This window comes from Pseudomonas sp. 2957 (genome assembly GCF_031456345.1).
Lineage (GTDB): Bacteria > Pseudomonadota > Gammaproteobacteria > Pseudomonadales > Pseudomonadaceae > Aquipseudomonas > Aquipseudomonas siliginis.
The window spans coordinates 210,235-227,416 of record NZ_JAVDUL010000003.1 but is presented as its reverse complement, the minus strand read 5'-3'; the positions used below and the strand labels follow the sequence as shown (position 1 = coordinate 227,416).

Annotated in this window: 18 protein-coding genes; 13 read left to right on the top strand and 5 right to left on the bottom strand. The window is 60.2% G+C overall.

The window, feature by feature from the left end; translation table 11 throughout:
- Positions 1-353 precede the first annotated feature (353 nt).
- The 10 genes from J2Y39_RS11450 to J2Y39_RS11405 all read left to right on the top strand — a co-directional run bounded on the left by J2Y39_RS11450 (position 354) and on the right by J2Y39_RS11405 (position 9,782).
- A complete protein-coding gene (locus J2Y39_RS11450) occupies positions 354-1,103 on the top strand; it encodes an electron transfer flavoprotein subunit beta/FixA family protein (protein WP_007908338.1) in 750 nt (249 codons plus the stop codon).
- Between the two features lie 2 nt (positions 1,104-1,105).
- Positions 1,106-2,035, top strand: coding sequence for an electron transfer flavoprotein subunit alpha/FixB family protein (locus J2Y39_RS11445; protein ID WP_016770954.1), 930 nt, complete (start codon positions 1,106-1,108; stop codon positions 2,033-2,035).
- 81 nt (positions 2,036-2,116) lie between these two features.
- Positions 2,117-2,938, top strand: a complete 822-nt coding sequence (locus J2Y39_RS11440; protein ID WP_236168416.1) for an ABC transporter substrate-binding protein — start codon at positions 2,117-2,119, stop codon at positions 2,936-2,938.
- A gap of 9 nt (positions 2,939-2,947) precedes the next feature.
- Entirely contained in the window at positions 2,948-3,310 is a 363-nt protein-coding gene (locus J2Y39_RS11435) for a DUF4398 domain-containing protein (protein ID WP_038860459.1), read from the top strand.
- Positions 3,307-4,119, top strand: coding sequence for an OmpA family protein (locus tag J2Y39_RS11430; RefSeq protein ID WP_041478241.1), 813 nt, complete (start codon positions 3,307-3,309; stop codon positions 4,117-4,119). The genes J2Y39_RS11435 and J2Y39_RS11430 overlap by 4 nt, the downstream gene beginning before the upstream one ends.
- A gap of 201 nt (positions 4,120-4,320) precedes the next feature.
- Positions 4,321-5,760, top strand: a complete 1,440-nt coding sequence (locus J2Y39_RS11425; RefSeq protein ID WP_041478242.1) for a PLP-dependent aminotransferase family protein — start codon at positions 4,321-4,323, stop codon at positions 5,758-5,760.
- Between the two features lie 78 nt (positions 5,761-5,838).
- Positions 5,839-6,312 (top strand): translation initiation factor 2, encoded by a 474-nt coding sequence (locus J2Y39_RS11420; protein ID WP_076563781.1) that lies wholly within the window; start codon positions 5,839-5,841, stop codon positions 6,310-6,312.
- A 162-nt stretch (positions 6,313-6,474) separates the two neighbouring features.
- Positions 6,475-6,729, top strand: a complete 255-nt coding sequence (locus J2Y39_RS11415; protein ID WP_016770949.1) for a YkgJ family cysteine cluster protein — start codon at positions 6,475-6,477, stop codon at positions 6,727-6,729.
- A 40-nt stretch (positions 6,730-6,769) separates the two neighbouring features.
- Positions 6,770-7,375: an START domain-containing protein gene (locus tag J2Y39_RS11410; RefSeq protein ID WP_071173184.1), complete on the top strand. Its 606-nt coding sequence runs from the start codon at positions 6,770-6,772 to the stop codon at positions 7,373-7,375.
- A 313-nt stretch (positions 7,376-7,688) separates the two neighbouring features.
- Complete coding sequence (locus J2Y39_RS11405) at positions 7,689-9,782, top strand: LTA synthase family protein (protein ID WP_310217633.1); 2,094 nt, start codon at positions 7,689-7,691, stop codon at positions 9,780-9,782.
- Between the two features lie 72 nt (positions 9,783-9,854).
- Here the strand turns inward: J2Y39_RS11405 and J2Y39_RS11400 are convergent, their stop codons facing one another.
- Positions 9,855-10,007, bottom strand: coding sequence for a DUF3309 family protein (locus J2Y39_RS11400; protein WP_003183939.1), 153 nt, complete (start codon positions 10,005-10,007; stop codon positions 9,855-9,857).
- A 331-nt stretch (positions 10,008-10,338) separates the two neighbouring features.
- Here J2Y39_RS11400 and J2Y39_RS11395 point away from each other — a divergent pair, with 331 nt between their 5' ends.
- The 3 genes from J2Y39_RS11395 (at position 10,339) to csrA (ending at position 11,869) form a co-directional block, all read left to right on the top strand.
- Positions 10,339-11,154 carry an SDR family oxidoreductase gene (locus J2Y39_RS11395; protein WP_016770947.1) on the top strand — a complete coding sequence of 272 codons (816 nt, stop codon included), beginning with the start codon at positions 10,339-10,341 and terminating at the stop codon, positions 11,152-11,154.
- A 63-nt stretch (positions 11,155-11,217) separates the two neighbouring features.
- Positions 11,218-11,550: a YnfA family protein gene (locus J2Y39_RS11390; protein WP_016770946.1), complete on the top strand. Its 333-nt coding sequence runs from the start codon at positions 11,218-11,220 to the stop codon at positions 11,548-11,550.
- 133 nt (positions 11,551-11,683) lie between these two features.
- Positions 11,684-11,869, top strand: coding sequence for a carbon storage regulator CsrA (gene csrA / locus J2Y39_RS11385; RefSeq protein WP_024013891.1), 186 nt, complete (start codon positions 11,684-11,686; stop codon positions 11,867-11,869).
- Between the two features lie 5 nt (positions 11,870-11,874).
- On the opposite strand, the gene J2Y39_RS11380 is transcribed toward csrA, so the two are convergent.
- The 4 genes from J2Y39_RS11380 to J2Y39_RS11365 all read right to left on the bottom strand — a co-directional run bounded on the left by J2Y39_RS11380 (position 11,875) and on the right by J2Y39_RS11365 (position 17,152).
- A complete protein-coding gene (locus tag J2Y39_RS11380; RefSeq protein ID WP_003172962.1) occupies positions 11,875-12,102 on the bottom strand; it encodes a YheU family protein in 228 nt (75 codons plus the stop codon).
- A gap of 169 nt (positions 12,103-12,271) precedes the next feature.
- Positions 12,272-13,462 carry an osmoprotectant NAGGN system M42 family peptidase gene (locus J2Y39_RS11375; RefSeq protein ID WP_024013890.1) on the bottom strand — a complete coding sequence of 397 codons (1,191 nt, stop codon included), beginning with the start codon at positions 13,460-13,462 and terminating at the stop codon, positions 12,272-12,274.
- Positions 13,463-13,627: 165 nt separating this feature from the next.
- The gene (ngg, locus tag J2Y39_RS11370; RefSeq protein ID WP_310217627.1) at positions 13,628-15,376 is read right to left on the bottom strand and encodes an N-acetylglutaminylglutamine synthetase; all 1,749 of its coding nucleotides are present in this window, start codon (positions 15,374-15,376) and stop codon (positions 13,628-13,630) included.
- Between the two features lie 3 nt (positions 15,377-15,379).
- Entirely contained in the window at positions 15,380-17,152 is a 1,773-nt protein-coding gene (locus J2Y39_RS11365; RefSeq protein WP_150637682.1) for an N-acetylglutaminylglutamine amidotransferase, read from the bottom strand.
- Between the last annotated feature and the right edge of the window lie 30 nt (positions 17,153-17,182).

The window sequence follows — 17,182 nt, the reverse complement described above, 5'->3', positions numbered from 1 at the left end:
AAGAAGCGCGGCTTATGACAGGGCATTTTGGCGTATTGACCAGAATGGGCGTTCCGGTCAAGATACGGGCGGTTTTGCGCTCGCCGTAGGCAGACTGGCGGTTTCAAGAGCACCTCTAAAGACAGGGCACAGGCAGTAGACGGTGATGCGCAGCGCAAGTCCGGCGCGCAGTTTACACAGCGTGAGAATGAATGACCCGACAGTCACCCCTGACGAACGGTCACCGCTCTTCGCGAAGTGAATCACCTCACATTCAAGCCGGCGTTTTTAGAGGTGCCCTTGTCGCCCGATGAGCATCATCCGCCAGGTTCGCCTAGGCGACTTTCTTTTCACCGGAGAGTAACGAGGAATCCATGAAGGTTCTTGTAGCTGTCAAACGCGTTGTGGATTACAACGTCAAGGTCCGCGTCAAGGCGGACAATTCCGGCGTCGACCTCGCCAACGTCAAGATGTCGATGAACCCGTTCTGCGAAATCGCCGTGGAAGAAGCCGTACGCCTGAAAGAGAAGGGCGTTGCGACTGAAATCGTCGTCGTCTCGATCGGCCCGACCACCGCTCAGGAGCAGCTGCGTACCGCACTGGCTCTGGGTGCCGACCGCGCCATCCTCGTCGAATCCGCTGAAGACCTGACCTCGCTGGCCGTGGCCAAGCTGCTCAAGGCCGTTGTCGACAAGGAGCAGCCTCAGCTGGTGATCCTTGGCAAACAGGCGATCGACAGCGACAACAACCAGACCGGCCAGATGCTCGCGGCACTGAGCGGCTACGGTCAGGGCACCTTCGCTTCGAAAGTCGAAGTCTCCGGCGACAGCGTTGCCGTGACTCGCGAAATCGACGGCGGCGCGCAGACCGTTTCGCTGAAACTGCCGGCCATCGTCACCACCGACCTGCGTTTGAACGAGCCGCGCTATGCGTCCCTGCCAAACATCATGAAAGCCAAGAAGAAGCCTCTCGAAGTGCTGACTCCGGACGCTTTGGGCGTTTCCACCGCCTCCACCAACAAGACCCTGAAAGTCGAAGCGCCAGCTGCACGCAGCGCAGGCATCAAGGTCAAGTCGGTGGCTGAACTGGTCGAGAAACTGAAAAACGAAGCGAAGGTAATCTAATCATGACTATCTTGGTAATCGCTGAACACGACAACAAAGTGCTGGCCCCGGCCACACTGAACACCGTGGCTGCTGCGGCAAAAATCGGTGGCGACATCCACGTTCTGGTAGCAGGTCAGGGCGCAGGCCCGGTGGCCGAAGCCGCAGCGAAAATCGCTGGCGTGAGCAAAGTCCTGAATGCTGACAACGCCGCTTACGCGCATCAGCTGCCAGAGAACGTAGCTCCGCTGGTTGCAGAGTTGGGCGCTGGCTACAGCCACATCCTGGCTGCCGCGACCTCCAACGGCAAAAACATCCTGCCGCGCGTTGCTGCTGCGCTGGACGTTGACCAGATCTCCGAGATCATCTCGGTAGAAAGCGCTGACACTTTCAAGCGTCCGATCTACGCCGGTAACGCCATCGCCACCGTGCAATCGACCGCCGCGATCAAAGTGATCACCGTGCGTGCCACCGGTTTCGATCCGGTTGCTGCTGAAGGTGGTTCGGCTGCCGTTGAAGCCGTTGGCGCTGCCCACGACGCCGGTACTTCGAGCTTCGTCAGCGAAGAGCTGGCCAAGTCCGACCGTCCTGAGCTGACCGCTGCCAAGATCGTCGTCTCTGGCGGCCGCGGCATGCAGAACGGTGACAACTTCAAACACCTGTACGCGCTGGCCGACAAGCTCGGCGCTGCTGTTGGCGCTTCGCGCGCTGCGGTCGACGCAGGTTTCGTACCGAACGACATGCAGGTCGGTCAGACCGGCAAGATCGTTGCGCCACAGCTGTACATCGCCGTCGGTATCTCCGGCGCGATCCAGCATCTGGCCGGTATGAAAGACTCCAAAGTGATCGTTGCGATCAACAAGGACGAAGAAGCGCCGATCTTCCAGGTGGCCGATTACGGTCTCGTGGCGGATCTGTTCGAAGCAGTACCTGAGCTGGAGAAGCTGGTCTAATCCGGCGTCTTCACTTATAAAGAGCCCGGCCTGTTGGTCGGGCTTTTTTTTGTCTCGAATTTCAAGCGGGAGCGTTTTGCCATGGATCTGCGCTGCGGATGGTTGTTGGGATGGGTGCTGTTGCCAGGTCTGGCCACGGCCGCTGGCAAGTGCGAGCGCCTGGTTGTCACCGGCAGCCCGGATGCGCCGCCCTATCTGTGGCAGGACCCGCAAAACCCCAAGCGCCTGATCGGCGCCAGTGCCGATCTGTTGCAGCAAGTGGCCAAGGATCTGGGCATCAAAGTTGACCTGCTCTACGCCGGCAAACGCTCGCAGGCCCTCGATGAAGTGCGCAGCGGGCGCATGGACATGCTGGCCGACGCGCCGTTGACCGTGAATGAGCTGGAAAACTTCGACTTCATTCATCCGCCACTGCTGGAAAACGACTACCTGGTGTGGACGCGCAAAGGCTCGACGCTGACCTATGCCGAGGCCAGCGACCTTAAAGGCCATGCCGGGGCGGTGTCGGAAAAGTCGCGGATGACCCAGGCATTCGGCACTTTCGCCGAACAGAATCTGACCCTGACCCGCACAGCAAACCTTACCGAGGCATTACAGAAACTGCTGTTGGGCGAGGTGGAATATGTCCTCGCCGGACGTTACTCAGGCCTGGCCGCCGCGCAGACATTAGGCATGACCAGCGATCTGTTGGCGTTCGAACAACCCATCGACCGGCCGGGTCTGTTCCTCGCGGTTTCGCATAACTCGGCCTGCAACGATCCGTGGTTGCGCGGACAGCTCGCCAAAAAGATGACAGAATTGCCCGCGTCCGGACTGACGGAAGCCGCGCTGCAACGCAACATCGAGCGCTGGAAGGCGCAACAGCAACAGTCGCCACAACCTGTCAGTGCCCCAAAACAGTAGGGATTCTTAGTGAGTATTCGACCTCTTTTCGCGGCTGTGGCCGTTCTGGCCCTGGCCGGGTGCGCATCCGATCCGGCACCCAGTGAACAAATGCGTTTGACCGAACAAGCCATCGTGCAGGCCAAGGCAGTCGGCGCTACCGCCGACGAAGTGCCGGAAATGCAACTGGCCGAAACCAAATACAACCGCGCCAAAGGCAGCATGGCCGACGAGTCCTATCGCAACGCGCGCATGCGTGCCGAGCAGGCGGAACTGGATGCACGTCTGGCCGAGGCCAAGGTGCTGACGAAAAAAAGTGAAGAACAGCTGAATGTGCTCAATACCCGCATTGTCCGCCTGCGCAAGCAGCTGCAACTGGGGGAAGCACAATGAGCCTCAAGTCCAACGCTTTCGGCATCCTGCTTCTTGCCGGTTGCGCCAGCCTGTACGGCTGCGCCGGCCAGCACAGCGAGGCGGCGCTGCAACAGGCCGGCGCTGATTTCCAGAAGGTCAAGGAAGATTCCAACGTCCTGCGCATTGCGCCGAAAGACGTGATCCGCGCCGGCGAATCCCTGGCCCGTGCCGATCGGCTGTCGACCTATTGGGGCAGCGGTGCGGACGTGGTGCATTACGCCTACTTGAGCCAGCGCTACAGCGAAATCGCCCGCGAGCACACCAACCAGGCGCTCAACGAGGAACGCGCAGCCAAGCTCGAGCTTGAGCGTCAGCGTCTGCAACTGGCTCTGCGCGAGTCGAAGCTGCTCAGTGTGCAGCAGCAGGGCAAGTGGCTGGAGGAACAGATCGAGGCGCTGGCCACCACACAGACCGATCGGGGGCTGGTCATGACCCTCGGCGACGTGTTGTTCGACACCGGCCAGGCGGAACTGAAAAACTCGGCCAACCGTGTCGTGCTGAAGATCGTGCAGTTTCTGCAACTCAACCCCAAGCGCGTGGTGCGCATCGAGGGTTACACCGACAGCACCGGTGGCAAACAGGAAAACCTCAAACTGTCCCGCGATCGTGCGCAGTCGGTGGCTGACGTGCTGGTCGATCTGGGCATCGATGAAAAACGCATTCAGGTCGAAGGTTATGGCGACCAGTTTCCGGTTGACGCCAACGCCTCCGAGCGCGGCAGGGCGCAGAACCGCCGGGTGGAAATCGTGTTCTCCGACGAAAAAGGCCAGCTCGGCGCCGCCCGCTGAGGGCTGCGTCTCTGGAAAGCCCGGACTGTCATGCAGTGCCGGGCTTTTTTATGTCTGTCGATTGCTGCGCAAAACCGTACAGATGGGGCAGACACCCCACTGTACGGTCGAGTAATCTGGCAACTGTCCCAGTACACTTCTAAACTGTTCCGGTATTGTTTCACACAAGAATAAAACGCCCGTGAAATCGAGTGCTGCGTCATGACCAATCTCTTGCTCTACCAACGTATTGCTCAGCAACTGGCCGAAGACATCCGCCGTGGTGTCTATCAACCGGGGGAGCGCGTGCCTTCGGTGCGCAAGATGAGTTCGCAGCTCAACGTCAGTCATGCGACGGTGTTGCAGGCTTACGCCAACCTTGAAGATCAGGGCCTGATCCGCGCCCGACCGCAGTCGGGTTACTACGTGCACCAGACCCCAGCGCTGACCGCGCCGACGCCGGATATTGCCCGGGTCGAACGGCCGGGGCTGGTGACGCGCAGCAGCATCATTCAGCAGGTATTGGTCGAATCCCGCCGCGAAGGCGTGTTTCCGCTGGGCGCTGCGGTGCCGAGCGTCGATTATCTGCCGGTGCGCGCGCTGCATCAGCAACTGGCCAAGGTCACCCGGTTTCACAGTCCACGGGCGTTCAGCTACATGTTCAGCCCCGGCTTCGAACCGCTGCGTCGGCAAGTCGCGATCCGCATGCGTGACGCCGGCGTGGTGGTCGATCCGTCGGAAGTGGTGATTACCCACGGCTGTGTCGACGCCTTGCAGATGTCATTGCGTGTGCTGACCCGGCCGGGGGATCTGATCGCTGCCGAATCACCGACCTATTACGGCCTGCTGCAACTGGCCGATCTGCTTGGCCTGAAGGTCATCGAAATCCCCAGCGACCCCGCCACCGGCATGAGCCTGGAAGCCTTGCAACTGGCCGCCAACCAGTGGTCGATCAAGGCGCTGGTGCTGACCACGCGCCTGAGCAATCCCCTCGGCGGAACCATGCCGGAAGAGCGGCAGAAACAGTTGCTGCGGCTGGCCTCGGATTTCGACATTCAGATTGTCGAAGACGATATCTACGGCGAACTGATGTTCGAGCAGGGCCGTACCAAGGCGCTGAAGGCTTACGACAGGCTGGATCGGGTGATCTACTGCTCGAGCTTCTCCAAAACCTTGTCGCCAGGTGTGCGTATCGGCTGGATGATCGCCGGCAAATACCAACAGGAAATCCAGCGCCTGCAAACCTTCAGCACCCATTCGGCGTGCAGCGTCACGCAGATGGCGATTGCCGCGTATCTGGAAAACGGCGGTTATGACCGGCATTTACGCTACATCCGCCAGGAGTACCGGAAAAACCTCAGCGCGTTCCAGCTGGCGGTTCAACAGCATTTCCCTGAAGGCACGCAGATGTCCCGGCCAACGGGCGGTTTCATCCTTTGGGTGAGCTTGCCGGGGCGGGTCAACACCCAGGAATTACATGTCCGCGCACTGCAACAAGGCATCAGCATCGCGCCGGGGCTGATCTTCAGCAACACCGAGCAGTTCAACCACTGTATCCGGCTCAATTGCGGCATTCCGTGGAACCGCGAGGCGGAGCGCGCGCTGATGACGTTGGGTCTGTTGGCCACCCAACTGTGTCAGGAAATGGCTGGCGGATTCTGAACGGGGAGGGCGCTGAGGCTTGTCATGTGACGCACAACAAGCGAGCATGTGGCCCTCTGCCGTTAGTTCGTTGGGTCCATGAAAGCCATTGTTCCTGCCGCGTGGGTATTGCTGGGTTTGTTGATGATCGGTCAGGCACCGGGTGTCATGGCGGCCGCAGCCCAGGAAAAACCGGCAGCGACCAGTACGACGAAGAAAGCCGTCAAAACCGTGGCTCCGGCAAAAAAAGCCCAGGCCAAAACAAACGCCACGGTGAAGAAGCGCCGCCCGGTTGCCTCGAAGTCGAAATCCGCCAGCGAAGTGGCCAAGACCAAATTGCCGCCGGCAAAACTCGATCTCAGCCTGCCCAAGGATATGGTTGAAGACCTGAAGCCACAGGGCACCGTAGAACTGCCCAAACGCGAGGCGATCCTGCCGCAGATGTTTGGCGAAAAAGATAACGGCTTCCAGCTCAACGGCCGCTTGCTCAGCAATGAAATGGAGTTGCAATTGCGCAACGAAGCGCGACGCGATGTGGAAGGCGCGGCGCTGGATTTCGAATTCAAGCAATAGATGCAGGCCTCTGCGACGCGCAGAGCAGACGCTTCGTCGGAGACTGCCCGGTCACTTTTACTTATCGTGAAAAGCCGCTTGTAGCAATTTGAAACAGCTGTTTTAGCGGTTACTCTGTTCCCCGTCTCTTTACACATCGCCCGTCGCGAGGATCTGTTCGTCATGAAATGCCGTGAAGGCTGTGGCGCTTGCTGCATTGCCCCCTCCATCAGTTCGCCGATCCCCGGCATGCCCGATGGCAAACCCGCCGGCGAACGTTGCGTGCAACTGTCGGTCGATAACCTGTGCAGCATTTTCGGCCGTCCGGAACGTCCGGCTGTGTGCTCGGGTTTCGCTGCGGATGTCGAGGTTTGCGGCAGCAGTTCAGAAGAAGCGATCAGATTGATCGGCTGGTGGGAGCAGATGACGGCGGCATGATGTGTTCACGAACGGAACTTCAACAATAAGGAATAACACTATGGGTTCGCTGCACCGTATCGCTGTGTTGTGTGGTCTGACTGCCGTACTTGCCACTTCGGTCGTCCACGCGGAAGACTGGAAAGTTGCCAAGAACGAAGACGGCATCAAGGTTTCCCTGAGCGAAATACCCGGTTCGGATTACAAGTCCTACCAAGGCGTTGCGCTGATGAAAACCACCGTTGCCAAACTGCGCGCCTTGCAGGAAGACGTCTCCGGCGCCTGCGCGTGGATTCACGAATGCAAGAGCCAGAAACTGCTCAAGCACGAAGGCGATCTGAGCTGGACCTATTCGCAATTCAATACGCCATGGCCGGTGACCCCGCGTGATTCGGTGTTGAAGATCACCACTGTTGAGGGCGCCGATGGCAGCCTGACCCGTAATCTTGAGGGCGTGCCGACCTATCTGCCGGAAGAAAAAGGCTTCGTGCGGGTCCAGCAAGTCAAAGGCTTCTGGAAGTTCGTGCCTAAAGGCGATCAGGTTGAAGTGACTTACCAGGTGCACACCGAGCCGGGCGGTAGCGTGCCGGCCATGGTCGCCAACAAGTTTGTGGTGGATGCGCCATTCAATACCCTGAAAGCGCTGAAAGAACGCGCCGAGAAATAATCAATTGGCTGTAAGCAAAACGCCCCGATCGCTTCGGGGCGTTTTGTTTTGTCTCTAAATTGTATTTCCAGATATGCGTTGCACGAAATTTTCACAAAGTCTCCAAGACAATTCGCCCGCACTTGTTGACTGCCATTGCGTTGCCAGCCTTCGAATGAAAGTCTCGAAGGGCTGGGCAGTAATCAATGGCAATGGTGTGAACGATCGTGCAACATTTGCGCACCGCGCACGCCCCGGGGTCTGGATTGACCAATAGAGGGCATGGCGCCGCTGTATTTTTGCAACTTCAACTTCCAATGGGTCCTAAAACGACATGGCAAACCCGGACGCCCTGAGTCAGCAGCGATCTTCTGCTCGTCTGCTGCAACCGACCGTCAAATCGCATCTGGCCTACACGCTGCTGTGCGCGCTGGTCATGATGGTGATGTTTTCCGCGCTGCGCCTCGCGCTGCTGGTCTACAACCGCGAGATGATCCTCGACACCCCGGCCGCGACCTTCCTTGAAGCGTTCGTCAACGGTCTGCGTTTCGACCTGCGCCTGGTGGTCTACCTGTGCATTCCGCTGGTGCTGGCGCTGTTCAGTGCCCGGGCCATGGCCGCGCGCGGTTTCTTCCGTCTGTGGCTGACCGTCGCCTCGAGCATCGCGCTGTTCCTCGGCCTGATGGAAATGGACTTCTACCGCGAGTTTCACCAGCGCCTCAATGGTCTGGTGTTCCAGTACGTGAAGGAAGACCCGAAAACCGTAATGAGCATGCTCTGGTACGGTTTCCCGGTGGTGCGCTACGTGCTGGCGTGGGTAATCGGCACGGTCATTCTGACCCTGGCGTTCAAAGGTGCCGACCGCGCCACCCGCCCGCGCGGACCGTTCAGCGGCGGCAGCGTCAGCTCCCGTCAGGTTGCGCCGTGGTACACCCGCCTGGCGGTATTCGTGGTCTGCCTGCTGATCTGCGTGGTCGCCGCTCGCGGCACCCTGCGTCAGGGCCCGCCGATGCGCTGGGGTGACGTCTACACCACCGATTCCAACTTCGCCAACCAGCTCGGCCTCAATGGCACGCTGTCGCTGGTCGCCGCAGCCAAGGCGCGCATGGGCGAAGACCGCGACAATATCTGGAAAGCCACGCTGCCTCAGGAACAGGCGCAGCAAGTGGTGCGCGACATGCTGCTGATGCCGGACGACAAACTGGTCGATGCCGACATCGCCGCTGTTCGCCGCGACTACATGCCGCCGGCCGACAAGACCCTGCCGATCAAGAACGTCGTGGTGATCCTGATGGAAAGCATGGCCGGTCACTCGGTCGGTGCTTTGGGCGCGCCGGGCAATATCACCCCGTACCTGGACAAGCTGTCGAAGGAAGGCCTGCTGTTCGACCGTTTCTTCTCCAACGGCACCCACACCCATCAGGGCATGTTCGCGACCATGGCCTGCTTCCCCAACCTGCCAGGTTTCGAATACCTGATGCAGACCCCGGAAGGCAGCCACAAACTGTCCGGCCTGCCGCAGCTGCTCAGCGCCCGCAACTATGACGACGTCTACGTCTACAACGGCGACTTCGCCTGGGACAACCAGTCGGGCTTCTTCAGCAACCAGGGCATGACCAACTTCGTTGGCCGCAATGACTTCGTCAATCCGGTGTTCTCCGATCCGACCTGGGGCGTGTCCGACCAGGACATGTTCGATCGTGGCCTGCAGGAACTGAAGGCGCGGGAAAACGGCAAGCCGTTCTACGCGCTGCTGCAAACCCTGTCCAACCACACGCCGTACGCCTTGCCGACGCCATTGCCGGTCGAGCGCGTGACTGACCGTGGCAGCCTCAACGAACACCTGACCGCCATGCGCTACTCCGATTGGGCGCTCGGTCAGTTCTTCGAGAAGGCGCGCAAAGAGAAGTACTTCAACGAAACCCTGTTCGTCATCGTCGGCGACCACGGCTTCGGCAACGAGCGCCAGATCACCGAAATGGACCTGGGTCGCTTCAACGTGCCGATGCTGATGATTGCCCCGGGCATTCAGCAGAAGTTCGGTACCCGCGACCACACCGTGGGCACGCAGATCGACATCGTACCGACCATCATGGGCCGTCTCGGTGGCGAAGTGCGTCACCAGTGCTGGGGCCGTGACCTGCTCAACCTGCCGCAGGGCGATACCGGTTTCGGTGTGATCAAGCCTTCGGGCAGCGAACAGACCACCGCCATTGTCACCGCCGACCAGATTCTGGTGCTGCCGCGTGACAAGGACATGGGCCCGAAAATCTGGCAATACCAGCTCGGCGCCAACCCGCACGCCGAAGTAGTGCCGGACGCGCCGCGCACTGCCGAACTCAAACTCAAACTTGAGGCGTTCCTGCAAACCGCGACCAAGAGCCTGCTCGATAACACCGCCGGTGTTATTCATGGCAAGCCGGACTGATCACTTCTTAAAGTCCACGCAATAAAAAAGAGGCCCTTGAACAAGGGCCTCTTTTTTTACCGCGTCAAATCGTCATATCTTGCCGAGTAACAACAGCACCAGCAGCACGACCAACACCACGCCGATAATGCCCGACGGGCCATAACCCCAACTTCTTGAGTGCGGGAAGACCGGCAGACCACCGATCAGCAACAGGATCAGGATGATGATTAGAATTGTGCCCATGGGTGATTTCCTTGTTCAGAGTCTGGAAGAGTCTTGATGCTCAGTGGGCAGCTGGAGAGCAACTAAATTCCAGCCGGCTTACATGTTCCGACTTGCGCCGATGAAAAAAAATTCAATGTTTTTTTAATGTATTTGGATTGCTCGGTTATTTCCTTTCCAGCAAAAAGATCGCAGCCTCGTTGCACTCGTCTGCTCCTACATGAGACCAACCGGAAAACAATGACGGCTGGAATCTTTTGATCCTCCATTCAGCAACTGGATGGAGCGTGGGTGAACGAAGTTCCTTCGCTACACTCGGCGCATCTCTCCCGGAACAACAAGGCTGTCCGCTATGCAAAATCGCATGATGATCACTGGTGCAGGCTCAGGCCTGGGTCGCGAAATCGCGCTGCGCTGGGCCCGTGAAGGCTGGCGGCTGGCCTTGTCCGATGTCAGTGAACCCGGCCTGCAGGAAACCCTGAAACTGGTGCGCGAGGCGGGCGGTGACGGTTTCATCCAGCGCTGCGACGTGCGCGATTACAGTCAGCTCACCGCCTTTGCCCAGGCCTGCGAGGAGAAGCTCGGCGGCATCGACATCATCGTCAACAATGCCGGCGTCGCCTCGGGCGGGTTTTTCAGCGAATTGTCGCTGGAAGACTGGGACTGGCAGATCGCGATCAACCTGATGGGCGTGGTCAAAGGCTGCAAGGCGTTCCTGCCGCTGCTGGAACAGAGCAAGGGCAAGATCATCAACATCGCCTCCATGGCCGCGTTGATGCAAGGCCCGGCAATGAGTAACTACAACGTGGCCAAGGCCGGCGTAGTAGCGTTGTCGGAGAGTCTGCTGATCGAACTGGCGCAGCAGGAAGTGGCGGTGCATGTGGTTTGCCCGTCGTTCTTCCAGACCAACTTGCTCGATTCTTTCCGTGGCCCGACCCCGGCCATGAAAGCCCAGGTCGGCAAGTTGCTGGAAAGTTCGCCGATCAGCGCAGCCGACATCGCTGACTACATCTATCAGCAAGTCGCCGCCGGCGAATTCTTGATTCTGCCCCACGAACAAGGGCGCATGGCCTGGGCAATCAAGCAAAAGAATCCGCAACTGCTCTACAACGAAATGACTTCCATGGCCGAGAAAATGCGCGCCAAGGCCAAACAAAACAACGCTTGATCTTGTTCGATTCCCGCCGCGTCGTTAGGGTGGCCGCCACGGTCACCCTGTCGAGACGCCTCCATGCTCAATTACTTGTGGTTCTTCCTTGCGGCGCTGTTTGAAATCGCCGGCTGTTTTGCCTTCTACATGTGGCTGCGCCAGGGCAAGAGCGCGTTGTGGGTGATTCCCGCGTTGCTCAGCCTGACCCTGTTCGCGCTGTTGCTGACCCGTGTTGAAGCGGCCTACGCCGGGCGCGCCTATGCCGCGTATGGCGGGATCTACATCGTTGCTTCGATTGGCTGGCTGGCTGTGGTCGAGCGGGTGCGTCCGCTGGGCTCGGACTGGATTGGCATGGCCCTGTGCGTGGTCGGTGCCAGCATCATTCTGTTCGGGCCGCGCTTTTCCGCTGCCTGAGGCTTTTGTGCGAAGTGTCTGACAGCTGCGGGCGTGGGCGCCTGTAGGGCAAGACTGATTTGCTCGTCGTGGATTGTGAAGACGCTGTAAGCCGCGCATCTTCAGGGTTTGCCAGTCCTGAAGGATGAATCCCATGCTTGTACTCAGCCGTGTGGTCGGTGAGTTGATTTCAATCGGAGACGACATCACCCTGCGTGTTCTGTCGGTCAACGGCTCCAGCGTGCGCTTCGGCGTCGAGGCGCCGAAAAAGGTCCATGTACACCGCGCCGAGGTCTATGACCGGATCAAGCGCAAGGAGGCTGCGGCGAAGGCTGGCTGACGGCTTCAGTCGAACAGATGCTTGGGTACGTCGTGCTTGAGCATCAGCTGGCACTGCTCGCTTTCCGGATCGAACACGATCAATGCCTGGCCTTTGGTCAGTGCCTGGCGCACGCGCAGGACGCGGGTTTCCAGCGGGGTGTCATCGCCGTTGTCGGTACCGTCGCGGGTGACGAAATCCTCGATCAGGCGGGTGAGGGTGTCGACTTCAAGCGCGTCGTGGGGAATGAGCATGGGCACCTCGGTCAAATCAATGTCGGGATGCTACGTGGATTGGGTTTTGCGTGCCAGTTTTGTATCGGTCTTGCCTGCCAATTCGCGAGCAGGCTCGCTCACACCTTTGAAATGCGATCCCTGTGGGAGCGCGCCTGCTCGCGAAAGCGGTTATCTGTTCACCGAAGGTTCAACTGTCAGAACGCTGCCCCACCAGACTGTCCACCGGCGGCACCCGGGTTTCGCTTTCCATCTGCGTGTCATGCTCGATCTGATGGCTGAAGCGATCCAGTGACGCATTGGCCGGCGCCGCATCGCTGGCAAAGACCGGCGGACTCAGAATGTACGCGCCAAGCAGTCGGCTGAGCGCCGCCAGGCTGTCGATGTGCGTACGCTCGTAGCCGTGGGTGGCATCGCAGCCGAAAGCGAGCAGGGCAGTACGAATGTCGTGGCCGGCGGTGACCGCCGAGTGCGCATCGCTGAAGTAATAGCGGAACATGTCACGGCGCACCGGCAATTCGTGTTCATCGGCCAGACGCAACAGATGCCGCGACAGGTGATAGTCATACGGCCCGCCCGAATCCTGCATCGCCACGCTCACCGCGTGTTCGCTGGAGTGTTGGCCGGGGGCGACGGGTGCGATGTCGATGCCGACAAATTCGCTGACGTCCCACGGCAATGCCGCCGCTGCACCGCTGCCGGTTTCCTCGGTGATGGTGAACAGTGGATGGCAATCGATGTTCAGTTCCTGGCCACTGTCGACAATCGCCTTGAGCGCGGCGAGCAGTGCGGCAACGCCGGCCTTGTCGTCGAGGTGGCGGGCGCTGATATGACCGCTTTCGGTGAACTCCGGCAGCGGGTCGAAGGCCACCACGTCGCCGACATGAATGCCCAGCGACTCGCAATCGGCCTTGGTCGTGCAGTAGGCGTCCAGACGCAGCTCGACATGGTCCCAACTGATCGGCATTTCATCGACCTGGGTGTTGAAGGCGTGCCCGGACGCCATCAGCGGCAACACGCTGCCGCGAATCACGCCGGTGTCAGTAAACAGGCTGACCCGGCTGCCCTCGGCAAAACGGCTCGACCAGCAACCGACCGGGGCGAGGGTCAGGCGACCGTTGTCTTTCACCGCACGCACAGCAGCGCCGATGGTGTCCAGGTGCGCAGACACCGCGCGGTCAGGGCTGCTCTTTTTGCCCTTCAACGTCGCGCGGATGGTCCCGCGCCGGGTCATTTCGAACGGAATGCCCAGCTCTTCGAGACGCTCGGCGACATAGCGCACGATGGTGTCGGTGAAACCGGTAGGGCTGGGAATGGCGAGCATTTCCAGCAGGACTTTTTGCAGGTAAGCCAGATCCGGTTCAGGGATTTGTGTGGTCATGGTCATGGAAACTCCTGATGGGTTGAGCACATCGATGGTTTCGATGAGGAAAATTGGTGGTGACGTTCAGGGCCTCTTCGCGAGCAGGCTCGCTCCCACATTTGGAATGCATTCCCCTGTGGGAGCGAGCCTGCTCGCGAAGGCGTCAGCCGGAACAACGATGGTTCAAGAGACAGCCGGCTGACTATGCGGAAACAACAGATCGACAAAGCGTTCCGCCGTCGGCTGCGGTTCGTGGTTGGCCAGGCCGGCGCGTTCGTTGGCTTCGATGAACACGTACTCGGGCTGATCCGCCGCCGGCACCATCAGATCGAGCCCGACCATCGGAATGTCCAGCGCCCGCGCCGCGCGCACTGCCGCGTCGACCAGGGTCGGATGAAGAATGTCGGTCACGTCTTCCAGCGTACCGCCGGTGTGCAGATTGGCCGTGCGCCGCACGAACAGATGCTCGCCGGCCGGCAGGATGCTGCTGTAGTCATAGCCGGCAGCGTGTAGCGTGCGTTGGGTTTCGTGGTCGAGCGGGATCTTGCTTTCGCCACTGGTAGCGGCTTGCCGGCGGCGGCTCTGCGCTTCGATCAGCGCACCGATCGAATGCTGACCATCGCCAACCACTTCCGCCGGACGGCGAATCGCCGCCGCAACCACTTCAAAGCCGATCACCACGATGCGCAGATCAAGGCCTTCGTGGAAGCTTTCCAGCAGCACGCGACTGTCAAACTGCTTGGCGGTTTCGATGGCCTTCTGCACTTCTTCGATGGTGCGCAGATCCACCGCGACGCCGTGGCCCTGTTCGCCATCGAGAGGTTTGACCACCACCCGTTGGTGTTCATCGAGGAAGGCCAGATTGTCGTCGGCATTGCCCGCCAGTTGCTGCGCGGGCAGTTTCAGGCCTGCGGCCTTGAGCACCTTGTGGGTCAGACTTTTGTCCTGGCACAGGGTCATGCTGATCGCACTGGTCAGGTCGCTGAGCGACTCGCGGCAGCGCACGCGACGGCCGCCATGGCTGAGGGTGAACAGCCCGGCGTCGGCGTCATCCACTTGCACGTCGATACCGCGCCGATGGGCTTCTTCGACGATGATCCGCGCGTAAGGATTGAAATTCGCCTCCGGACCCGGGCCGAGAAACAGCGGCTGGTTGATGCCGTTTTTGCGCTTGATGGCAAACGTCGGCAGGTTGCGGAAACCCAGTTTGGCGTAGAGGTTTTTCGCCTGACGGTTGTCGTGCAGCACCGACAGATCCAGATAAGCCAGACCACGACTCATGAAGTGCTCGACCAGATGCCGCACCAGCACTTCGCCGACGCCGGGGCGTGAGCAATGCGGGTCGACCGCCAGGCACCACAGGCTGCTGCCGTGTTCCGGGTCGTTGAAGGCTTTTTCATGATTGAGACCCATGACACTGCCGATCACCGCGCCGCTGTCCTCGTCTTCCGCCAGCCAGTACACCGGGCCGCCCTGATGATGTGGGGTGAGCAGCTCCTGATCGATCGGCAACATGCCGCGCGCCTGGTACAAACGGTTGATGCCCTGCCAGTCGGTTTCGCTTTGCGCACGACGAATGCGGAAGCCGCGAAACACCCGCGTGGCCTGCCGGTAATCGCTGAACCATAAACGCAGGGTGTCGGATGGATCGAGAAACAGCTGCGTCGGCTCGAGGCCGAGAATCTGCTGCGGTGCGGCGACGTACAGGGCGATGTCGCGCTCGCCGGGCTGCTCGTTGAGCAGCTCCTGCGCCAGTGACGCCGGGTCGGGAAAGGTATGGCCGATCAGCAGCCGGCCCCAGCCGCAATGCACGGCAATCGGGGCGGTGGCAGGCTCGCTGCCGTCTTCGGCCAGGCGCGCCTGCAAACGTTCATACGAGGGGGCCTGACCACGCAACAGGCGTTGGTTGATGGACGTGGCATGGGGTTTCATCAATCAGATTCCTTGTTCACTGAGCCACAGGTTCAGGGCCGCCAGTTGCCACAGTTTCGAACCGCGCAACGGGGTCAGTTGGCCTTGCGGATCAGTCAGAAGCTTGTCGAGCATGGTCGGGTTGAACAGGCCGCGATCCTGGCTCGGATCCAACAGCAGTTCGCGCACCCAGTTGAGCGTGTCGCCCTGCAAGTGCTTGAGACCCGGCACCGGGAAATAGCCTTTCTTGCGATCGATCACTTCGCTTGGAATGACCCGGCGCGCAGCTTCTTTCAGCACTTGCTTGCCGCCATCGGGCAGCTTGAATTGGCCTGGTACACGAGCCGACAGCTCGACCAGTCGATAGTCGAGGAACGGCGTGCGCGCTTCCAGACCCCAGGCCATGGTCATGTTGTCGACACGTTTGACCGGGTCATCGACCAGCATCACCGTGCTGTCCAGGCGCAGCGCCTTGTCCACGGCAGCCTCGGCGCCGGGCTGGGCAAAGTGCTGTTTGACGAAGTCGCCCGCCGCATCGTGGTCGACCAGCCATTTCGGCTGCACAGTCGCTGCGTAGTCGTCGTAGCTGCGATCGAAGAACGCATCGCGGTAGGCCGCGTATGGGTCCGCCGCGCCGTCGACTTGCGGGTACCAGTGGTAACCGGCAAACAGCTCGTCCGCACCTTGGCCGCTTTGCACCACTTTGCAGTGCTTGGCCACTTCACGGGACAACAGATAAAAAGCGATGCAGTCGTGGCTGACCATCGGCTCGCTCATCGCCCGGAAGGCGGCGGGCAGTTGCTCGATGATTTCTTTCTCGTCGATGCGCAACTGATGGTGGCGCGTGCCGTAGTGCTTGGCGATCAGGTCGGAATACTGGAATTCGTCGCCGCGCTCGCCGCCGGCATCCTGGAAGCCGATTGAGAAGGTCGACAGATTCTCTACACCAACTTCGCGCAACAGGCCGACGAGCATGCTCGAGTCGACACCGCCGGACAGCAACACACCGACATCCACCGCCGCACGCTGACGAATCGCCACCGCTTCGCGGGTGCTGTCGAGGACGCGATCGACCCAGTCTTCCAGATTGAGGTTTTTCTCGTCTTCATTCGGGCCGTAGGGCAGGGTCCACCAGGTTTTCTGCTCGGTGCGGCCATCGGCTTCAACGCGCATCCAGGTGGCGGGCGGCAGTTTTTCGATACCGGCCAGCAAGGTGCGCGGCGCGGGTACGACCGCGTGGAAATTCAGATAGTGATTGAGCGCCACCGGATCGAGGATCGGGTTGATGTCGCCGCCCTTGAGCAGCGCCGGCAGTGCTGAGGCAAAACGCAAGCGTTGGCCAGTGCGCGACAGGTACAACGGCTTTACGCCGAGACGGTCACGAGCGATGAACAGGCGCTGGGCATCACGCTCCCAGATAGCGAAAGCAAACATGCCATTGAGCTTCGGCAGCAGCGCCTCGCCCCAGGCGTGATAACCCTTGAGCAGCACTTCGGTGTCGCCACCCGAATAGAAGGCATAACCCAGCGCTTCAAGCTCTGCGCGCAATTCCGGGAAGTTGTAGATCGCACCGTTGAACGCCAGGGACAGGCCCAGTTGGCTGTCGATCATCGGCTGCGCCGAGCCGTCCGACAGGTCCATGATTTTCAGGCGTCGATGGCCCAGGGCAATCGGCCCCTGGGCATGGAAGCCCCACGCGTCAGGGCCGCGAGGGGCCAGGTGATGGGTGATTCTTTCGATCGCTGCAAGGTCTGCAGGTTGTTGATCAAAACGTAACTCGCCAGCTAATCCGCACATAAAGTCCTTACCGGTTTTTCCGTTGGGGAA